The sequence below is a fragment of the Massilia pseudoviolaceinigra genome (genome assembly GCF_030846505.1).
Taxonomy (GTDB): domain Bacteria; phylum Pseudomonadota; class Gammaproteobacteria; order Burkholderiales; family Burkholderiaceae_D; genus Telluria_A; species Telluria_A violaceinigra.
In genome coordinates this window covers 56,331-76,761 of record NZ_JAVCWL010000014.1, presented here as the reverse complement: position 1 = coordinate 76,761, position 20,431 = coordinate 56,331, and the positions used below count along the sequence as shown (strand labels likewise).

Annotated in this window: 11 protein-coding genes; 6 read left to right on the top strand and 5 right to left on the bottom strand. The window is 65.8% G+C overall.

Annotated features, from left to right (window positions below):
- Positions 1-5: 5 nt before the first annotated feature.
- Positions 6-722, top strand: coding sequence for a helix-turn-helix transcriptional regulator (locus tag RBA40_RS15440; protein WP_306648707.1), 717 nt, complete (start codon positions 6-8; stop codon positions 720-722).
- Here RBA40_RS15440 and RBA40_RS15435 read toward each other — a convergent pair.
- Positions 697-987, bottom strand: a complete 291-nt coding sequence (locus tag RBA40_RS15435) for a helix-turn-helix domain-containing protein (protein WP_157778627.1) — start codon at positions 985-987, stop codon at positions 697-699. The genes RBA40_RS15440 and RBA40_RS15435 overlap by 26 nt on opposite strands.
- Before the next feature lie 142 nt (positions 988-1,129).
- Between RBA40_RS15435 and RBA40_RS15430 the strand changes: the two genes are divergently transcribed.
- Positions 1,130-1,717 carry an acyl-homoserine-lactone synthase gene (locus RBA40_RS15430; protein ID WP_306648706.1) on the top strand — a complete coding sequence of 196 codons (588 nt, stop codon included), beginning with the start codon at positions 1,130-1,132 and terminating at the stop codon, positions 1,715-1,717.
- A 15-nt stretch (positions 1,718-1,732) separates the two neighbouring features.
- Here the strand turns inward: RBA40_RS15430 and RBA40_RS15425 are convergent, their stop codons facing one another.
- A complete protein-coding gene (locus tag RBA40_RS15425) occupies positions 1,733-2,755 on the bottom strand; it encodes a hypothetical protein (RefSeq protein WP_306648705.1) in 1,023 nt (340 codons plus the stop codon).
- Positions 2,756-3,163: 408 nt separating this feature from the next.
- On the bottom strand, positions 3,164-5,239 hold the full coding sequence (locus tag RBA40_RS15420) for a prolyl oligopeptidase family serine peptidase (RefSeq protein ID WP_306648704.1): 2,076 nt from the start codon (positions 5,237-5,239) through the stop codon (positions 3,164-3,166).
- A 212-nt stretch (positions 5,240-5,451) separates the two neighbouring features.
- Here RBA40_RS15420 and RBA40_RS15415 point away from each other — a divergent pair, with 212 nt between their 5' ends.
- The 4 genes from RBA40_RS15415 to recD all read left to right on the top strand — a co-directional run bounded on the left by RBA40_RS15415 (position 5,452) and on the right by recD (position 17,657).
- Complete coding sequence (locus RBA40_RS15415) at positions 5,452-8,496, top strand: CHASE domain-containing hybrid sensor histidine kinase/response regulator family protein (RefSeq protein WP_306648703.1); 3,045 nt, start codon at positions 5,452-5,454, stop codon at positions 8,494-8,496.
- 193 nt (positions 8,497-8,689) lie between these two features.
- Complete coding sequence (gene recC, locus RBA40_RS15410) at positions 8,690-12,091, top strand: exodeoxyribonuclease V subunit gamma (RefSeq protein WP_306648702.1); 3,402 nt, start codon at positions 8,690-8,692, stop codon at positions 12,089-12,091.
- Positions 12,088-15,732, top strand: coding sequence for an exodeoxyribonuclease V subunit beta (gene recB, locus RBA40_RS15405; protein WP_306648701.1), 3,645 nt, complete (start codon positions 12,088-12,090; stop codon positions 15,730-15,732). The genes recC and recB overlap by 4 nt, the downstream gene beginning before the upstream one ends.
- Entirely contained in the window at positions 15,729-17,657 is a 1,929-nt protein-coding gene (gene recD / locus RBA40_RS15400) for an exodeoxyribonuclease V subunit alpha (protein ID WP_306648700.1), read from the top strand. The genes recB and recD overlap by 4 nt, the downstream gene beginning before the upstream one ends.
- A gap of 47 nt (positions 17,658-17,704) precedes the next feature.
- Here recD and RBA40_RS15395 read toward each other — a convergent pair whose 3' ends face one another.
- Both RBA40_RS15395 and RBA40_RS15390 read right to left on the bottom strand, forming a co-directional pair.
- Positions 17,705-18,718 (bottom strand): serine hydrolase, encoded by a 1,014-nt coding sequence (locus tag RBA40_RS15395; RefSeq protein ID WP_306648699.1) that lies wholly within the window; start codon positions 18,716-18,718, stop codon positions 17,705-17,707.
- 337 nt (positions 18,719-19,055) lie between these two features.
- The gene (locus RBA40_RS15390; RefSeq protein WP_374710500.1) at positions 19,056-20,072 is read right to left on the bottom strand and encodes a sulfate ABC transporter substrate-binding protein; all 1,017 of its coding nucleotides are present in this window, start codon (positions 20,070-20,072) and stop codon (positions 19,056-19,058) included.
- Between the last annotated feature and the right edge of the window lie 359 nt (positions 20,073-20,431).

The window sequence follows — 20,431 nt, the reverse complement described above, 5'->3', positions numbered from 1 at the left end:
AACTGATGACGCTGTTAAAAAGCGACCAGGAGAATGGCTGGAGTTCCGCCCTGTTTTCGCTGGCCCACGACCAGGGATTCGACCAGGTACTGTATGGTGCCGTGGGCTCCAAGCATGTGAAGCTGGAGACGGCTTTCCTGCACAGCAATTACGCGCCCGCATGGCGCAGCCGCTACGACGCCGACAAGCTCCACTACGTGGACCCGACGGTCGCCCATTGCATGACCAGCTCGCTTCCCATCGTGTGGGAACCGGATACCTTCCACGCCCCCGGCCAGCGCGAGATGTACGAGGAAGCCTGCGGCTACGGCATCCGTTCCGGCATCACCTTCCCCATCCACGGGCCGAGCGGGGAGTTCGGCGTGGTCAGTTTCGCTTCCGATGCGCCGCCCAACGGCGAGTTCGACAGCACCATCAGCCAGCTGATGCCGTCGCTATCGCTGATCCGCGACTATGCCTTCGAGTCCTCGCTCAAATTCGTCGCGCCCAAACCGGGCGCCGAAGCGATTCCCCGCCTGACCAAGCGCGAACTCGAAGTGCTCAACTGGGTCATGGTTGGCAAATCGTCGTGGGAAATCTCCAAGATCGTGCTCTGCTCCGAGGCGACCGTGAATTTTCACATCGGTAACATCCGCGTGAAATTCAATGTCAACACCCGGCAGCAGGCACTGGTCAAGGCCATCAGTCTGGGTATTATCAGCCCGGAAGATCCCCATCGCTGAGCTTGCCCTTGACATACAGCTTGACCAAAATCGCCACCGGCGCCGGGATACCCAGGCCGGTTTCAAAGCGGCTTCCGCTGGACTGGGTGACGCCGAAGCGTCCCCAGAACTTTTCCTGGCTCTCGCGCTTGCTGATCCTGAAGCGTTTTAATTCGCTGTGGGGCGTGCTGGCCGTGCTGCCTGCCTGTTGGACGCCGCTATCGTGATCGACCTCACCGCGCTGTTCTGCCACGGCCGTCGTCTGGTAATTGAAATCCTGAGCCATACCGTTTCCTCGCAAACAAAAGGGCAGTATTCCATTCACTGTGCTTACGGGCCACCTAGCAACTCTACTAGTTATGTCAATGACTTTTTTGCATGATTCTTCATGCAAGTTGCATAACTTTTTATAAAGCGAGGTACCTAAGATGGCTCTGCATATTCGAATCGCTGCAAGGCGCGAATTTAAATCGCGTGACCTGTGGGAGATGCATACACTGCGCGCCAAGGTCTTCAAAGACCGGCTCGGCTGGGAAGTGCCGATCATGAGCGGCATGGAAATCGATGGCTACGATGCCCTCGAACCGCTCTACATGATGATCCGTGAACCGGGTGGAGGGGCCTTGCGCGGCTGCTGGCGCCTTTTGCCGACCGAAGGCCCGTACATGCTCAAGGATTCATTTGCGCAGCTCCTGCACGGGCAGGATGCCCCTCGGAACGCACGTATTTGGGAATTGTCGCGCTTTGCCATCGAAACCGACGGCAACCAGAATTTCGGTTTTTCCGACATTACGATGGAATCGATCGGCAAAATCATCAGCCACGGCCATCACGCCGGGCTGGACCAGTACGTGACCGTCACCACCACCGCCATCGAGCGCCTGCTGCGCCGTGCCGGGGTGCTCACCACGCGCTTCGGCGATCCGGTGCAGATCGGGGTCGAGCGCGCCGTGGCCCTGTATATCGACATCGCCGGCACCTACGAAGCGATGTTCGAGTCGCGCCTGGCGTCCTGAGCGGCGCCCGCCCGCTCAGTCGGCCGGGGCCGGGGGGAAGGTGGCGATGCGCGCCGCCAGGGTGCGCCAGGCGGGCAGGGCGGCTTGCAGCTGGGCATGGGCCTGGCCGCTGACGCCGGGGCCGGCCAGCAGCACGTTTTTCAGTTCATCGAGCTCCGCGCGCAGGGCCCGGGTGCCGGCCGCCACGGTGCGGATGCCGGCGCCGATCCGGTCCATGCCGCTCAGATAGGCGGACAGGGTCGGCAGCAAGCCCTGCAGATAGGCCGCCTCGGCCATCATGGCGCTTTGCCCGTTCCGGATATGGTCGAGCTGGCGGGTCACGCTGTCGAGCGCGCCGTTGTGCCGGCCGATATCGTTGCGCGCTTCCTCGGCCTCCGGCCCGAGCAGCCAGTGGCTGTGGCGGCGCGCGCGCGCCTCGGCCAGTTTTCCCTGCAATGCATTGACCTGCTGCGCCAGGATGAAGGCGTGCACGTGGTCGGCCTGCAGGCGCTGGGTGACCAGCACCGTATCCGTTTCCAGGTCGGCCGAGGCGCGTGCCATTTGCGCCAGGTAACTGCCGACATCCTGGTCGATTGTGTCGAGCGCCTGGCTGGGAGCGGCCAGGCGCCGCACCAAGCCGTCGATCAGGCGGACCGCGCCCGCGCCGCCGTCCGAGGGGCGGCCGTGGAACATGTTCAGCAGCGCCGCGGACAGCGGCGCGGCGTCCTGCGCCAGCAAGCTTTCGCCCAGGTAGCGCAGGCCGTCGAGGGCGGCGTGCAGGCCCGGCCGGCTGCGCGTGGCCCAGGCGGCGGCCAGGGTTTTGACCATGAACAGGTAATGGGTGACCATCGGGCGCACGGCGCCGGCGCGCTCGGGCAGCTGGGCGATGCGTTGCGAGAGGCTGTCGATATCGGCGGACAGTTCGAGGATGATGCCCGCGCCGAGGCCGATGCCGGGACTCCAGAACCTGCCGCCGCCGACGATGCGCGGGGTGCTCTCTCGCAACACTGCCGGCTGGGCGGGGGAAACCTGGGGGGATAGTGAGGCGAGGTGTTCCATGGTGATGTTTCCAGTCATGGTTCGGGTTGATCGGCGGTAAACGAGTTCGCTTGATGAACTATTACAAACCGGACAACCGGGCCGGGGTAGCTGGCAGAAATAGCAGGTCGGGGAACGGGGAAATGGGGGCGGGAAGGGTGTGGGGCGGCGTTCGGAATGGCGAAGGGAGCGGAACTATATTAAGAAAGTTTGCGCTAATCGATATTCGAAGCGGGTGGGTTTGGTGTGAATGAGACAGAACCCGTTGGTACCCGCCCTGCGTGGTGTCGGCTACCGATCCGATGTTCACGCTACCGAGCCGTCGTTCCCGCCACCTACTGTCGTTCCCGCCACCACCACCGTCGTTCCCGCGAAGGCGGGAACAACGGTGGTGGTGGTGAAACGGGAACGTCGGCCGGGGACTTGTCCCTACCGCAACTGCTCCAGCAGAAACGTATACGTCAGCGCCCACATCTGCGCCTGCTGGTCGTTATTGGCAGCGCCCGCGTGTCCCCCTTCCAGGTTTTCCCAATACAGCACGTCATGCCCCTGCGCTTCCATCAGGGCCACCATCTTGCGTGCGTGCCCCGGGTGCACCCGGTCATCCCGGGTCGAGGTGGTCAGCAGCACGCGCGGATAGCGCTTGTCGCTAAATACATTGTGATACGGCGAGTAGCGCTGGATATACTCCCACTCGCCGGCCACCTCCGGATCGCCATATTCGCCCATCCATGAGGCCCCGGCCAGCAGCTTGTGGTAGCGCCGCATGTCCAGCAGCGGCACCTGGCACACGACCGCGTTGAATAAATCGGGCCGCTGCGTCATCGCCGCCCCCACCAGCAAGCCCCCATTGCTCCCGCCCATGATGCCCAGGTGCGCCGGACTGCTGACCTTGCGCTCAATTAAATCTTGCGCAACGGCGATAAAATCATCGAAGGCGCGCTGGCGCTGGCCCTTGAGCGCCGCCTGGTGCCAGCGCGGCCCGAATTCGCCGCCGCCGCGGATATTGGCCAGCACATACACGCCGCCGCGCGCCAGCCACGCTTCCCCGGTCACGCCGCTGTAAAACGGCTTCATCGAAATTTCGAAGCCGCCATATCCGTACAGCACGGTCGGATTCCTGCCATCCATGCGCGTCTTGCGGTCCATGACCACAAAGTAGGGCACCCGCGTGCCATCTTTCGACACCGCCTCGAACTGCCTGACGATATACGGCTTGGCCGAAAAAAAGACCGGCATCGCCTTGAGCGCCTGGCGCCGGTCGCTGCCCACCTGGCACAGGTACAGGCTGGTCGGCGTCAAGAAATCGCTTACGGTCAGGAAATACTGATCCGACCCCGCCGGATCGAGCGCGCTCACCTCCAGCGCGCCGAATTCCGGCGCCGTCACCTCGCGCCGCTGCCACTGGCCGCGCACATGGCGCAGTTCGGCGATGCGGTTCTTCACGTTGTCCAGTTCCGTGAGCAGCAGGGCGCTGGCCGTCATGGCCACGCCGTCGAGCGAACTGGTGGCGCTCGGCGCAAACAACACGGCAAAATCGCGTTCCCCCTGCATGAAACGGGCAAAATCGGTCGCCACCAGCGCGCCTTGCGGATACGTGCGCCCGCCCACTTGCCAGTCGGAGCGCAGTTCGATGACGAGCTGGTCGCGCACCGTGTAGGCATTGGCGTCGTCCGGCTTGTCGATGCGCGTGAGCGCCGCACCGCTGCGCAGAAACAGCTCGCTGCTGTAAAAACCGATCTGGCGCTCCACGAACTCGTGCTCGAAGCCGGGCGTGAAGACCTTGTATGCCGACACGCTCAGGTCATCCTCGCGCGCCTCGAACAGCATGCTGGCCTCGGCCAGGGGCGTGCCGCGCCGCCACTCCTTGACGATGCGCGGATAGCCCGACGCCGTCATGCTGCCGGGGCCGAAGTCGGTGGCCACGGCCAGCCGGCCGGCATCGAGCCAGCGCGCGCTGCATTTCGATTCGGGCAGGGCGAAGCCATCGGCCACGAAAGCCCCGGCGTCGAGGTCGAATTCGCGCACCACATGGGCGTCGCCGCCGCCGCGCGAGAGGAACACCAGGCAGCGCGCGCCGGCCGGACGCAGGAAGGAGGCGCCGGCCCAGACCCAGTTCTCCTGCTCGGCGTGGGCCAGCAGGTCGAGGTCGAGCACCGTATGCCAGTCGGGGGCGTCGGCGCGGTAACCGGCCAGGGTGGTGCGCCGCCACAGGCCGCGCACATGGGTGGCGTCGCGCCAGAAGTTATAAACATGGCCAGCATGCCCGCCGACCCATGGAATGCGCGCCTTGTCGTTGAGGATAGTCCCGAGCCGCTCGCGCAGCGCGGCAAAATCGGGCTTTCCTTCGAGCTCGCGCTCGCACACGGCGTTGCGCGCGCGCACCCAGTCCAGCGCGGCGGCCGAGGTAACTTCTTCCAGCCACAGATGCGGATCGTCCGCGCCGTCTGCCGCGTGCGCCGGTTTCGCCGTTTCCGATATGCTTTCGCCAATCAAATGTCGCATTTTCGCTCCTGTGTCCTGTACTGCTTTCTCGGCCGCACTATGGCGCCGGCGCGACGGTAAAATTTATCAATTGCATGTTCTCTTGCTGCAAAGTACCCTTGAGGAAGTGCGTCGCGGTCGGCAGGTCCGCGCGCGCCATCCATGTCACTAATAGTATGCCGCCTGCAGAGTCGTTTCCGAGTACGGCCGAGCGAAAATAACGGGGTTGGACGATGATGCAAGCGATCAAGCGCACCATGGCAGGCACCGTCGGCAGCCGCCCGGGAGCGCGTCTGGCGTGGTGGGCCGCGGGGCTGTCGTTATCGGCGCTGGTGGCAACCCTGCTGCACATGGGCGCGACCAGGACGGTCGATGGCGATGCGCGCCAGCGTTTCGACGCCTTCGCGCGCGGCGCGCAATCGAGCCTGTCGACCCGCATCAAGTCCTATTCCGACCTCGCGCGCGGCATGTCGGCCCTGTTTCAGAGCGCCGAGGCGCCCAGCCGCCTGCAGTTTCACCGCTACGTGCAGGCGCTCGGCATGGGCACGCATTACCCGGCCATCGAAGGGGTCAGCTTCGCGCGCTACGTGACGGCGGCCGAACGCGACGACTTCATCGCCTCGGTGCGGGCCGACCGCAGCCTGGACGCGGGCGGCTATCCCGACTTCAGCATCCGTCCCGACGGTGAGCGCGCCGGCTACACGGTGCTCACTTATATCGAACCGCGAGCGGCGCGTGCCGGCAACCGCATGGGCCTCGACATCGGCGCCAATGCCACCGCCCTGGCGCACCTGGACCAGGCGCGCGACAGCGGCAGGATCAGCGCCTCCGGCATGCCGATCATCGTCAACGAACCACGCCCGCACGTGGCGCTGGGCATGCGCATGCCGGTGTACCGCAGCGGCGCGCTGCTCTACACCGCGCAGGCGCGCCGCGCCGCCTACATCGGCAGCGTGGGGATCGGCTTTTCGGTGCCGGCGCTGGTCGGCAGCGCGCTCGAAGAAATGCCGCAGCGCCGTCTCAGGCTGGCCCTGTACGCCGACGGCGGCCCCGATCCCGAGCAGCGCACCCTGGCACTGGGCCGGCTCGACCGGCTGCTGTACAACGATCACGACCCGGTGGCCGCCGGCGGCCAGGGCCCCGATACCTATTTCGACACTGTGCTGCCGGTCGACTACAACGGCAACCTGTGGAAGGCGCATTTCCGGGTCGCGCGCGCGGACCTGTACAGCGCTTTCGACGTGCTGCTGCCGCCGGTCACGTTCGGCGTCGGCTTCTTGGTGACGATGCTGGCCTACGCCTACTTCTTCACCCTGTACCGCTCGCGCCGCGCCGCCATCGAACAGCGCGTGCTGCTCGATTCGGTCCTGAACAGCATCGACGCGCACGTGTACATGAAGGACAGCGAGCGCCGCTACATCTACATCAACGCGCGCACCGCCGAAGCGTTGGGCCAGCCGGCCGAAGCGATTATCGGCAAGTTCGATCGCGAAGTGATGACGCCCGAGATGGCCGATTTTTACTGGAAACAGGACAGCAAGATCTTCACCGACGGCGCGCGCCACGCCAGCCAGGTGGAATTCACCGAGCCCGATGGCACCGTGCGCCAGCTGTGGACCGTCAAGGTGCCGGTGCTGCTCGACGGCGAGGTGAACGCCGTGATCAGCCTGTCGACCGACGTGACCGAACTGCACCAGCTCAAGGCGCAGGCCGACGCCGCGAATCAGGCCAAGAGCAACTTCCTGTCCAATATGAGCCACGAGATCCGCACGCCGATGAACAGCATCATCGGCATGTCGCACCTGGCGCTCAAGACGGTGGCCAATCCGAAGCAGCGCGACTACCTCGAAAAAATCCACCATTCGAGCCAGCACCTGCTCGGCATCATCAACGACATCCTCGACTTTTCCAAGATCGAAGCGGGCAAGCTCGAACTCGAAGTGCTCGATTTCGGCCTGCGCGCGCTGATGCAGAACATCGCCAACCAGCTTGGCGATGCGGCCGCCAACAAGCACCTCCATCTCGACTTCGAGATCGACCCGCATCTGGCGCTGCAGTTGCGCGGCGACCCGCTGCGGCTGGAGCAGGTGCTGCTCAACTTCACCTCGAACGCCATCAAGTTCTCGGAAAACGGCAGCATCCGCGTGCGCGCGCTGGCGGCCGAGGAAGACGAGAACGACTTTGTCGTGCGCTTCGAGGTCATCGACGCCGGCATCGGCATGAGCGAGGCCGAAATCGCCGACCTGTTCAAGTCCTTCCACCAGGCCGACCCGTCGACCACCCGTAAATACGGCGGCACCGGCCTGGGTCTGGTGATCAGCAAGCAGCTTGCGGAGCTGATGGGCGGCACGGTCGGCGTCGACAGCACCCCGGGGCAGGGCAGCACCTTCTGGTTCACGGCGCGCCTGGGCAAGGCGCTCAACTTCCTGCCGGGCGACCGCAGCGCCGTCGATCCGGCGCTGCTCGAGCAGCTGCGCGGCGCCTACATCCTTCTGGTGGAAGACAATATCTTCAGCCAGCAGGTGGGGCAGGAACTGCTCGAAGAAGCCCAGGCCACGGTGGTGGTGGCCAACAACGGCAAGGAAGCGATCGACCTGATGCTCAAGGAGCGCTTCGACTGCGTGCTGATGGACGTGCAGATGCCGGTGATGGACGGTTTTGAAGCGACCCGCATGATCCGCTCCGACCCGCGCCTGCGCGACGCGCTGGTGATCGCCATGACCGCCAACGCCGGCAAGGACGACCAGACGCGCTGCCTGGAAGCGGGCATGAACGAGTTTGTCACCAAGCCGATTTCGCCCAAGCTGCTGTTCGAGGTGATCGCCAGGTGGCTGGCCACGCGGCCGGCGCGCAACGGACGGCGGCGCGTGGCGGCGGTGGCCGACCAGGCGCCGACCCGCATGTCGGCCGCGCCGGTAGCCTCGAGCGACGCCGGCATGCTCGATATGTCGGCGCTGTCGCTGACCTTCGGCGCCAATCCGGTCAAGATGCGCAAGTACGCGTTCATGTTCCTCGACTCGGCGCGCGACGGCCTGGCCGACGTGAGCGAAGCGCTCGACCGCGCCGACCTCGATCGCATGGCCGACCTGGGGCACCGCATCAAGGCATCGGCCAAGGCGGTGGGCGCGATGCGCTTCGCCGACCTGTGCCAGGACCTGGAACGCCTGCGCGAGGGCGCCACGGTGGACCAGGCGCGCACGCTGGTGGCCAGCATGTACGCGCTGCTCGACCAGTTGAACGAGCACATCGCGCAGGAACTGACCGAATCCACTAGCTGAGCCCGCTTGTCGATCATGCATGCTTGCACTATTCGTACCTCCGTCCCGGAAACCGCTTCGCGGGCCGCCAGGCACCCCTGCGCGAATCGGGGTTCGTTCCGGCGCCGCGATCGCTAAAGTCGAGCCCGCTTTGAACCGTTGACCGCACGTATCACCCTACCGCGCCCAGCCCAAAGCTAGTATGCTGTGCGCCATGTCTTCTCCCGTCACGCCCGGCCTCCTTATCCTTCATGGCAACCAGATGGAGCAACTGCGTGCCGCGCTCTTCGCCTGGCTGCGCAGCCACCCGCTCGCCCCGCTCGAAACCGAAATCATCCTGGTGCAGTCGAACGGCGTGGCCGAGTGGCTCAAGATCGCGCTGGCCGAAGAAATGGGCGTGTGCGCGGCTACGCGCGTGGCGCTGCCCGCGCGCTTTTTGTGGGAAGCCTACCGCGGCATGCTGGGACGTGAACGGGTCCCGACCCGCTCCCCGTACGACAAGGGCCCGCTCACCTGGCGCCTGATGCGCCTCCTGCCGCACCTGCTGGCCGACGACGCCTTCGCCCCACTGCGCCATTTCCTGAGCGACGGCGACCCGGAACGGCGCCTGCAACTGGCCGAACGCCTGGCCGACCTGTACGACCAATACCAGGTGTACCGCGCCGACTGGCTCGACGACTGGAGCGCGGGGCGCGACCGGCTGCGCACGGCGCGCGGCGAGGTGACCCCGCTCACGCCGGACCAGCGCTGGCAGGCGTGCCTGTGGCGCGCCGTGAACGACAGCCTGCCGCCGCAGCTGCGCGACTCGGGCCGCGCCACCATCCACCAGCAGTTCGTGCGCGCCAGCGAGAGCGGCGAGGCGCCGGCCGGGCGCCTGCCGCGCCGCGTGGTGCTGTTCGGGATGTCGGCGCTTCCTTACCAGACCTTGCAGGCCATCGCCTCGCTCTCGCACCACACGCAGGTGCTGCTGGCCGTGCCGAACCCGTGCCAGTTTTACTGGGGCGACATCATCGAAGGGCGTGAACTGCTCAAGGCCGCCCACAAGCGCCAGCGCCAGCGCGGCGGCATCGACCTGTCAGGCGTGCCGCTCGAAGAACTGCACGCGCACAGCCATCCGCTGCTGGCCAGCTGGGGCAGGCAAGGGCGCGATTTCATCCGCATGCTCGACGAATTCGATACCGAGTCGGGCGAGCGCGCCGACAAGCTGCGCATCGACCTGTTCAGCGATGGCGAGGGCGAGACCCTGCTGGCGCAGGTGCAGGCGGCGGTGCGCGACATGCTGCCGCTGCGCGAGCATCTGTGCGCCAGGGGCCTGCCGGACCCCGACTGCGCGCCACGCGACCGCTCGATCGAATTTCACGTCGCCCACAGCGTGCAGCGCGAAGTCGAGGTGCTGCACGACCAGCTGCTGTCGTGGTTCGGCGCGCCCGGCGCCAGGCTGCGCCCGCGCGACGTGGTGGTCATGGTGCCCGACATCGACACCTTTTCGGCCGCGATCCACGCCGTGTTCGACCAGCACAAGCGCAGCGACCCTCGCTTCATCCCGTTCGAGATCGGCGATGTGAAGGACCGCAGCGTCAATCCGCTGCTGGTGTCGCTCGAATGGCTGCTTCGCCTGCCGCAGCAGCGCTGCCGCCAGAGCGAAGTGCGCGACCTGCTCGACGTGCCCGCGCTGGCCGCGCGCTTCGGCCTGTCGGAAGATGAATTGCCCATTCTCGGCAACTGGATCGAAGGCGCCAGCGTGCGCTGGGGCCTGGACCAGCAGCACCGCGATGGCCTCGGACTCGGTTCGGCCGGCGAGCAGAATGCCTGGATTTTCGGCGTGCGCCGCATGCTGCTCGGTTACGCCAGCGGCGCCGGCGGCAGCTTCCGCCAGATCGAACCGTACGCCGAAGTAGGCGGGCTCGATGCCGCGCTGGCCGGCTCGCTGGCGCAACTGATCGAAACCCTGCTGGCCTGGCGCGCCGCGCTGGCCGAATCGCGCACGCCAGCGCAGTGGGGCGAGCAGGCGCGCGCGCTGCTGGCGGCGTTTTTCGCCGCCTCCGAGGAAGGCGACCGCCTGACGCTCGCGCAATTGCACGACGCCCTGCAAGGCTGGCTGGAGACCTGCGACAGCGCCGGTTTTGAGGAGGAGGTGCCGCTGGCGGTGCTGCGCGAAGCGTGGCTGGGTGCCCTCGACGAGCCGACCCTGAACCACCAGTTCGTGTCCGGCGGCGTGACCTTCTGCACCCTGATGCCGATGCGCGCGGTGCCGTTTCGCGTGGTCTGTCTGCTCGGCATGAACGACGGCGATTTTCCGCGCCGCACGCGGCAGGCCGACTTCGACCTGCTGGCGCTGCCCGGCATGGCGCGTCCGGGCGACCGTTCGCGCCGCGACGACGACCGCTATCTGATGCTCGAAGCCGTGCTGGCGGCGCGCGAGAAGCTGTATGTGAGCTGGGTCGGGCGCAATGTGCGCGACAACAGCGAGCAGCCGGCCTCGGTGCTGGTGTCGCAACTGCGCGACTACCTGGCCGAGGGCTGGGACCTGGACCTGGCCGCGATGACGACCGAACACGCGCTGCAGCCGTTCAGCCGGCGCTATTTCGAGCAGGGCGGCATGCTGACCTACGCGGCCGAATGGCGCGCCGCGCACGGAGCGGGCGACGCCCTGGATGACGCCATGCTGCCGCCGTTCGAGCTGGAGCCCGAATACCGCCTGAAACTGGGCGAGCTGGCGAATTTTTTACGCCAGCCGGCGCGCTATTTCTTCAGGCGCCGCCTGGGCGTGGCGTTTGGCGACGCCCAGGCTGTCGGGGAAGACGAGGAACCGTTCTCGCTCGACGCGCTGGAGCGCTACTTTTTAGAGGACAGCCTGCTCGACGACGCCAGCACGCCCGAGGAGCTGCACGAAGTGCGCGACAGCCTCAGTGCGCGCGCCGAACGCCTCAAGCGCGAAGGCGTGCTGCCGATTGGCCTGGTCGGCAAACAGTGGCAGGAGCAGCTGGTCGAGGGCCTGGTGCCGGTGCGCACCGCCTGGCTGACCCTTGGCGCGCGCTTCGATGAAGTGGCGCCCAAGCTGGCCGTGAGCCTCGATCTGGGCGGCGTGCACCTGGAGGACTGGGTCGACAAACTGCGCAGCAACGCCAGCGAAACGGCATGGCTGCTGCAAATCTCGTCGAAAGTACTCGATAAAAAGGGTGCGCCGCGCGGCGACAAATTGATCGCGCCGTGGCTGCGCCAGCTGGCCGCGGCGGCGGTCGGCCAGCCGGTCACCGGCTACCTCGTGGCGCGCGACGCCATCGTCATGCTGGCGCCGCTCGAACGCGAAGAGTCCTATGCGCAGTTGGCCGCGCTGGTGGCGCTGTGGCGCCGCAACATGGATCAGCCGCTGCCGGTGGCTTGCAAGACGGCGCTGGCATTACTGCAGCAGGGCGAACCGCGCAGCACCTACGACGGCGGCTTCGAGCTGTCGGGCGAAGTGCTGGACCAGTGCCTGGCGCGCCTGTGGCCCGATTTTTCGGCCCTTAACGCCAGCGGCGAGTTTCCGGCAGTCGCCGAAGCGCTTTACGGACCGCTGGCGCGCTGGCTCGGCCAGCACATCGAAATCGCCGCCATGGACAGGGACGCAGCATGAGCCAACTGCTCGACCCCCTGCATTTTCCGCTGTCCGGCACGCGCCTGATCGAGGCCAGCGCCGGCACCGGAAAAACCTGGACCATCGCCGCCCTGTACCTGCGCCTGGTGCTCGGCCACGGCGGCGAGAACGGCTTTGCGCGCGCGCTGCTGCCGTCCGAGATTCTGGTGATGACCTTCACCCGCGCTGCCACGCGTGAATTGTCGAACCGGGTGCGCGAGCGCCTGGTCGAAGCGGCCGGCTTTTTCCGGGGCGAGCTGGAACTGGACGATCCATATCTGCACCAGCTGGCCGACGCCTGCGGCAGCGAGGGCGAACGGATGGTGGCCGCGCACCGCCTGATGCTGGCCGCCGACACCATGGACGAAGCGGCTATCTTCACCATCGACGCCTGGTGCCAGCGCATGCTGCGCGAGCACGCTTTCGACAGCGGCAGCCTGTTCGACGAAGAACTGGTCAGCGACGAACACGCGCTGTTCGAGGACGCGGCGCACGACTACTGGCGCCAGAATGTGTACCCGCTCGACAGCGGTGCGCTCGGCGCGCTGCTGGCCTGCTGGCCGGACGTGCGCGCCCTTAAAAATACAGTGCGCGAACTGGTGCGCCGGGTAGCGGTGCTGGGCGATCCGCCCGACGAATCGCTGGAAGAAGCGATCGACCGGGTCGAACGCACGCAGGCGGCCGAACTGGCGAAGCTCAAAGCCGGTTGGGCCGAGCGCGCCGACGCCATGGAACAGTGGATCGCCGCCCAGCGCGAGACGGCCCCCAAATGCTTCAACGGGAACAAGCTGCGCGCCGATTCGCTGCTCAAGTGGTTCGAGGCGTTGCGTATCTGGGCGCGGGCACCGGCCATGCTGATGCCCGCGCTGACCGACACCGCCTGGCACCGCCTCACCCCGGACGGTATCACGGATGCATTCAGCAAGGGCTTCAGTTGCGATATTCCGCCGTGCTTCGACGCCACCGCCGACCTGTGGGAAGCGCTCAAGGCGATCGACCCGCTGGCGCACGCGCTGTACCGCCATGCCGCCTTTCATATCGCGCGGCGCATGATGGAACTGAAACGGCGCAAGCGCCAGTTCGGCTTTGCCGACATGCTCGAGCGCCTGAAAAGCGCGCTCGAAGGCGCCAACGGCGAAGCCCTGCGCCAACGTATCGTCGACCAGTTCCCGGTGGCGATGGTCGACGAATTCCAGGACACCTCGCCCGACCAGTATGCAATCTTCAACCTGCTGTACCGGGTGGCCGACAACGACCCGTCGCGCGGCCTGTTCTTGATCGGCGACCCGAAACAGTCAATCTACGGCTTTCGCGGCGCCGACATTCACAGCTATCTGGATGCGCGCCGCGCCACCGAAGGCCGTCACTACCAGTTGGGCACCAACTACCGCTCGACGGCGGCGCTGGTGGAAGCGGTCAACCAGCTGTTCCTGCACGCCGAAGGACGCGACGGCCATCCCGGCTTTGCGGCCGGGGCTTTCCGCTTTCGCAAGGGTGGCGTCAATCCGCTGCCGTTCGACGCGGTCGCCGCCAAGGGCCGCGCACAGCAACTGGTCGGCGTGGACGGGCCGTACCAGGCGCTGGCCATCTGCAGCACCAACCGCGACGACCTCAAGGCCGACGATTACCGCGAATTTTTCGCCCACCACAGCGCCGAGCATATCGTGCGCCTGCTGAACGATCCGCATGCGGGTTTCAGTGAAAACGGCACGTTCACGCGTCTGGTGCCGGCCGATATCGCCATCCTGGTGCGCGACCGGCGCGAGGCGACCGCGATCCGGCGCGCGCTGGCGCAGCGCAAGGTGCCCAGCGTGTACCTGTCGGACAAGGATTCGGTGATCGAAAGCGAAGAAGCGGCCGACGTGCTGCGCTGGCTGCAGGCGGTGGCCAATCCGCTCGACGGGGCGCTTGCGCGCGCGGCCTTTGCCACCCGCACGTCCGGCCTTTCCTTGGGCGAACTGGCGCGCCTGTCGTCGGACGAACTGGCGTGGGAAGTGCGGGTCGAACAGTTGAAGGGTTTGCACATCGTGTGGCAGCGCCAGGGCGTGCTGGCCATGCTGCGCCGCTTCATCCACGACATGCGGTTGCCGTCCGCGCTGCTGCGCCAGGCCGGCGGCGAGCGGCGCCTGACCAATCTGCTGCACCTGGCCGAACTGCTGCAAAGCGCCAGCAGCCAGCTCGAAGGCGAGCAAGCCCTGATCCGCTGGTTCGCCGAACAACTGGCCGGGGTGGGCGAGGGCGGCGACGAACGGGTGCTGCGGCTCGAAAGCGACGCGGAGCTGGTCAAGGTCGTGACGGTGCACAAATCGAAGGGGCTCGAATATCCGCTGGTGTACCTGCCGTTCGCCGTGACGGCGCGCACCACCGACCGGCGCAACCGCAGCTTTTTCGAATTCGTCGGGCGCGATGGCGTGCGCCGCATCGACCTGGCGCTGTCGGACGAAGCGTTGACTGCCGTGGACCGCGCGCGCATCGAGGAAGACTTGCGCCTGCTGTACGTGGCGCTGACGCGCGCGCGCCATTTCTTGTGGCTGGGCGTGGCCGCTGTCACGGCGCGCAAGGCGGGCGACAACAAGCTGCACGAGTCCGCGCTCGGCTACCTGCTCACCGGCGGGCAGCCGATCGGCGCGGCCGACATCCAGCCGTACTGGGAAAAGCTGCGCGGCGGCTCGCAAACCATCGACCTGCGCTCGCTCGATACGCCGCAGGGCGTCACCATCCTGGCGCGCGACGAGGCCAGGCCGGCGCTGGTCGACGCCGCCCCTTTTGGCGGCAGTTTCGAGCGCAACTGGGCGGTCGGTTCGTTTACCTCGCTCACGCGCCAGACCAGTGCGGCGCCGATGCGCGCGCAGGAAGAGACCTTGTTCGACGAAGAACAGCAACAACAAGCGCCGCGCACCGAGGACGCACCGTGGCACCGCTTCCCGCGCGGCTCCGTGCCGGGGAATTTTTTGCACGAACAGCTTGAGTGGATGGGGCAGGAGGGCTTTGCGATTGCCGACGACGAGCAGTTCGCCGCGCGCCTGGGCCAGCGCTGCGAGCGTGCCGGCTGGGGCCATCGCCAGGAAGACGCGGTGACATGGCTGCGCGCGGTGGCGACCACGCCGCTGCCGCAACTGGGCGCGCCGCTCGCCGCCATCGGGCACGTCATTCCCGAAATGGAGTTCTGGTTCCCCAGCGAGCAGTTGAACAGCGCAGCGCTCGACCGCCTGTGCACCAGGCACCTGCTGGGGAAAACGCCGCGTCCCTCGCTGCCCGAGCGCTACCTGCACGGCATGCTCAAGGGCTTCGCCGACCTGGTATTTGAGCATGAGGGCCGCTACTGGGTGATCGATTACAAATCTAACGCGCTCGGCACGGGCGATGCCGCCTACGGCAAGGCCGCGATGGCGGCCGGGATGGCGGTGCACCGCTACGATATCCAGGGCGCGATCTACATGCTGGCCCTGCATCGCCTGCTCAAGAGCCGCCTGGGCGAGGCCTACGATCCGGCGCGCCAGCTGGGCGGCGCGATTTTCCTGTTCCTGCGCGGGATCGCCAATGCCAGCACGCGCGGCTGCTACCTGCTCGAACCGGACATGGTGCTGCTCGATAGCCTCGACGCGCTGCTCGGCGTTTCTCCGTCGCGGGAGGATGCATGAAGAGCGCTCCTTCGCTCGACGCCCTGTGGGTGCAGGTCGCCATGCTGACCGAAGATGGCCAGCTGCGGCGCCTGTCCGGCACCTTTGCGCGCTTTGTCGGCTCGCTCGGCACCGCCACGCCGGCGCTGATGCTGGCCTGCGTGCTGCTGTCGGAACTGGAAGGGCGCGGCCACAGCTGCCTGATGCTCGACCAGCTGGCGCTCGATCCGGCCACCTTGATGGCCTGGGACAAGGAGCAGTGGGATGCGCTGGCCCGCTCGGCCGGTGCGCTGCCCAGGAACCGCAAGGGCTGGATCGACCAGCTGACGGCCTCGGACCAGGTATGGCACGTGGGCGATTTCGATTTCGACCAGCCGCTGGTGCTTGACGGCGAGCGCCTGTACTTGCGCCGCTACTGGCGCGACGAAACCCTGGTCGCGCAGACGATCCGCGCGCGCGCCGGGCTGGTGCGCGAGGTCGATGCGCCGTCGGTTCGGATCTGGCTCGACATCCTGTTCGCGTCGGAGCGCCGCACCAAGGGACCGGACTGGCAAAAACTGGCCTGCGCGATCGCGCTGCGCGGCTCGATTGCGATCATCACCGGCGGCCCGGGAACCGGAAAGACCTACACGGTGGCGCGCCTGCTTGCGCTGCTGTTCGCGGTGGCGCCGGACGCGGGACGGCAGCGCATCGCGCTGGCCGCGCCGACCGGCAAGGCCGCGGCACGCCTGAAGCAGTCAATCGACAAGGCGCTGACCGAACTGGCCGACAAGGTCGGCACCACGCTGCCGTTGCGCGACCTGACGGCCCGCATGGGAGCGGCGCGCACCTTGCATAGTTTGCTGGGAGCGCGCCCCGACACCCGCACCTTTGCCCATAACAAGGGCAATCCGCTCGACATCGACGTACTCATTGTCGACGAAGCGTCGATGGTGCACCTGGAGATGATGGCCTCCTTGCTTGACGCGCTGCCGGTGGGTGCAACCCTGATCCTGCTGGGCGACAAGGACCAGCTGGCGTCGGTGGAGGCGGGGGCGGTGCTGGGCGATCTGTGCCGCGATGCGCAGGCGGGCGGGTATTCGGCGGCCACGATGGCGTATGCGCTGGCGGCCAGCGGCGAGACCATTCCGGCTGAATATGGCGGTGCCGGCGGGGCGCTGGCGCAGCAGACCGTGATGCTGCGCAGCAGCCGCCGTTTCAGTGGCCCGATCGGACAACTGGCGCTGGCGGTGAACGCGGGGGATGTCGCCCGGGCCGAGGAAGTGCTGCGCGGCGGCGATGGCACGGTGCGCTGGATCGAGCATGGGCATCAGCAGCATGTGGTGCAGCTGGCGTTCGACGGCTACGCGCCGTATCTGTCGCTCTTGGGTGAGGGCGATGGCGGGCAGGCGCACGAAACCTGGGTGCGCGCGGTGCTGCATCGCTTCGAGGCGTTTCGCGTGCTGTGCGCGGTGCGCGAGGGCGAGTGGGGCGTGGGTGGGTTGAATGACGCGATCGAGCAGCGGCTCGACGGGGCGGGCCTGATCCGGCGCCGCGGCGAGTGGTATGTGGGGCGGCCGGTGATGATCACCCGGAACGACTACGGCACGGGCGTGTTCAATGGCGATATCGGCTTGACCTTGGGCGATCCGGCCCGTCCGGGGTCATTGCGCGTGTATTTTCTGGAGGGCGACAAGGTGCGCAGCGTGCTGGCCACGCGTTTGCGGCATGTGGAGACGGCATTCGCGATGACGGTGCACAAATCGCAGGGGTCGGAATTTGCGCACACGGTGCTGGTGCTGCCGCGCGAACGCGGGGCGATGATCGCGCGCGAGCTGATTTATACGGGTATTACGCGGGCCAGTGCGCAGTTCACGCTGGTGTCGCCGCTGGCGGCGATTCTGGGCGAATCGATTGCGCAGCGCACCCTGAGGGCGAGCGGCTTGCGGGAGATGATTTCGGGGTGAGGCAAACTGTCGCTTCCGCCAGTGGCGGAAGCGACGGGGCCGCATTGTTACGCGCGGCGGTGGCGGTGGATCACCGGTTTGTTCTGCTTTAACTTCACGCGGCTGTGCAGCCCCGCCTTGACCACCGGACCACGGGCAACGGTGACGATCACCGGCTGGTTACGGCCACGGTTACGCAAGCTGGCCTTGAGCACCGGCGCACGCGTCGCCGACGCCATGATCACCGGGCGCGCGCGCTGGCGCGTCGGTGCACGGGCGATCACAGGCGCTTCATCGCCGGCAATGAAGCGGCGGATGCTGAGCGCATCCACGATCCGGGTCGAACTGGCTTTGGCGTTGAGCAGCACCAGGGTCGCATTCTTGCCAGCCGATTTGATCTTCATGATCAGGCAACGGCCCGCTTCTTCCGTGTAGCCGGTCTTCGACAGGCCGATTTCCCAGCCCTTGGCGCCGACCAGGCGGTTGGTGTTGCGGTATTCGACCTCGCGGCCGCTGATATTGATCGTCTCGCGCGACTCGGTCGTCATGCGCGCAATTTCCGGATAAGCCGACGCCGCCTTGGCCATCTTGACCAGGTCGAGGGCGGTCGACTTGTTGTTCGGCGACAGGCCGGTTGGCTCTTCGATCACGGTCTGGGTCATGCCCAGCGCCGCCACCTTGGCGCGCACGGCCGACTTGAACGCGACCACGCCGCCCGGATAGGTGCGGCCCAGGGACGCCGCGGCGCGGTTGTCGGAGCTCATCAACGCCAGCGAGAGCACATCGCCGCGGCTGATCACCGCGCCGACCGGTACGCGCGAGGTGCTGTGCTTGAGGATGTCGACGTCGCGCTGGTCGATGGCGATCAGCTCGTTCATGTCTTGCTTGGCATCGAGCACGACCATGGCGGTCATCAGCTTGGTCAGCGATGCGATCGAGACGACCTGGTTGGCGTTCTTTTCGAGAAGGATCTTGCCGGTGTCGTCTTCGATCACCAGCACTGAATGCGATCCGAATGGCACGGCAACAGCGGCCGCGGCGGACAGCGACATCAATAGGGTGACAAGCAATTTCTTGATCATGTGATTGGTCTTTGCAGTAGGGCTGGGTCAATGGCGGCGCGGGGAGCGCGGCAGCTGCTGAATGGGGTAATTCTATACGGCAACTACTTAATAAGGGGCACGATAGCATCAAAGGCGCGGCTATGTCTAGCGTGCGCGAAGCAAAACGAGCTCAAGCGCAAGAAACACGTTAATAAAGTCACGTAAGTACCTGAATTATTTCAGGAAAGCAAAGTTTCTCGTATGCTACGCGGGTGGCGGAAATGCTATCGGGCGATGCTGTGGAGGCAGGGGAGGGGAGCAGGGCGACGGGCGGAAAGGCCGCTTGCGCGTCGATGGCGCAAGCGGCGGGGAAGGCTTATTTGACCTGGTAGATTTTGTCGAATTCACCACCATCGTCGAAGTGTTTTTTCTGCGCCTGTTTCCAGCCGCCGAAGACCTCGTCGACCGTGAACAACGCGATTGGCTTGTAGTTGGCGGCATACTTCTTGGCCACCGCTTCCGAGCGCGGGCGCAGGAAGTGCTTGGCGCCGATGTTCTGGCCGACGTCCGAGTACAGGAAGTTCAGGTAGGCGGTAGCCTGCTTGCGCACGCCGCGCTTGTCGACCACCTTGTCGACAACCGCCACCGGCGACTCGGCCAGGATCGATACGGCCGGGTAGACGACCTCGAAATTGTCGCCGAACTCGGTGCGCACCATCTGCACTTCGCTCTCGAAGGTCACCAGGGCGTCGCCGATGTCGCGCTGGGTGAAGGTGGTGGTGGCCGCGCGGCCGCCGCCGTCGAGCACCGGCACGTTCTTGAAGATGCGCTTGACCAGGTCGCGCGCCTGGACCTCGGTGCCGCCTTTCTTGATCACGGAGCCCCATGCGGCCAGGTAGGTGTAGCGGCCGTTGCCGGCTGTTTTCGGGTTGGGGATCACCACCTTGGTGCCGGGCTTGGCCAGGTCGTCCCAGGTCTTGATCTGTTTAGGATTACCTTTGCGTACCAAAAAAATCATCGTGGAATAGAAGGGCGCCGCATTGTGGGGAAACTTCTTGGCCCAGTCGGCCGCCACCACGCCGCGGTCGGCCAGCATGTCGATGTCGTTGGCCTGGTTCATGGTCACCACCGATGCCTCGAGACCGTCCGCGACCGAGCGCGCCTGCTTGCTCGAACCGCCGTGCGACTGGTTGATGGTGATGGTTTCGCCCGTGGTTTTCTTCCATTCTGCAATAAAAGCCGGATTGATTTCCTTGTACAGCTCGCGCGCCACATCGTACGAGACGTTAAGCAGCTGCACATCGGCGGCGCTGGCGCCCAGTGGCAGGATGGCCATGCCGGCTGCCAGGGAAAGAATCGCCCGACGGGTACGCATATTGCATGTTGTTTTCATGGTGTTCTCTTGGGCTTTCTATTGTAGGAACTGAGACGCATGGTCTAAAATCCGCAGCCAAAACGGAAGGATTGTTTTGTCATATGCTTAGATGGGGCGTGCTGGTAGTGTCGCATAAGCTTCCTTGATTTTCTTCGTTGGCACGGGCTGCCGGGCGGCGTAGGCTGGTCGGGTTGGGCAAATTCGCAACAGGCGTGTGCGCCTGTTCTTGGTATAGTTGCGTTGCACTTGGGCTGCGGCAACACCTTTTACTCTTTTGTTATTGGTTATCGTGATTACACATGGGTATTGAGATTCGCATTGCTGTGCCAGAAGACGCGTTCGCCGCGTGTGACGTCTTGCGCCGCTCGATTACCGAG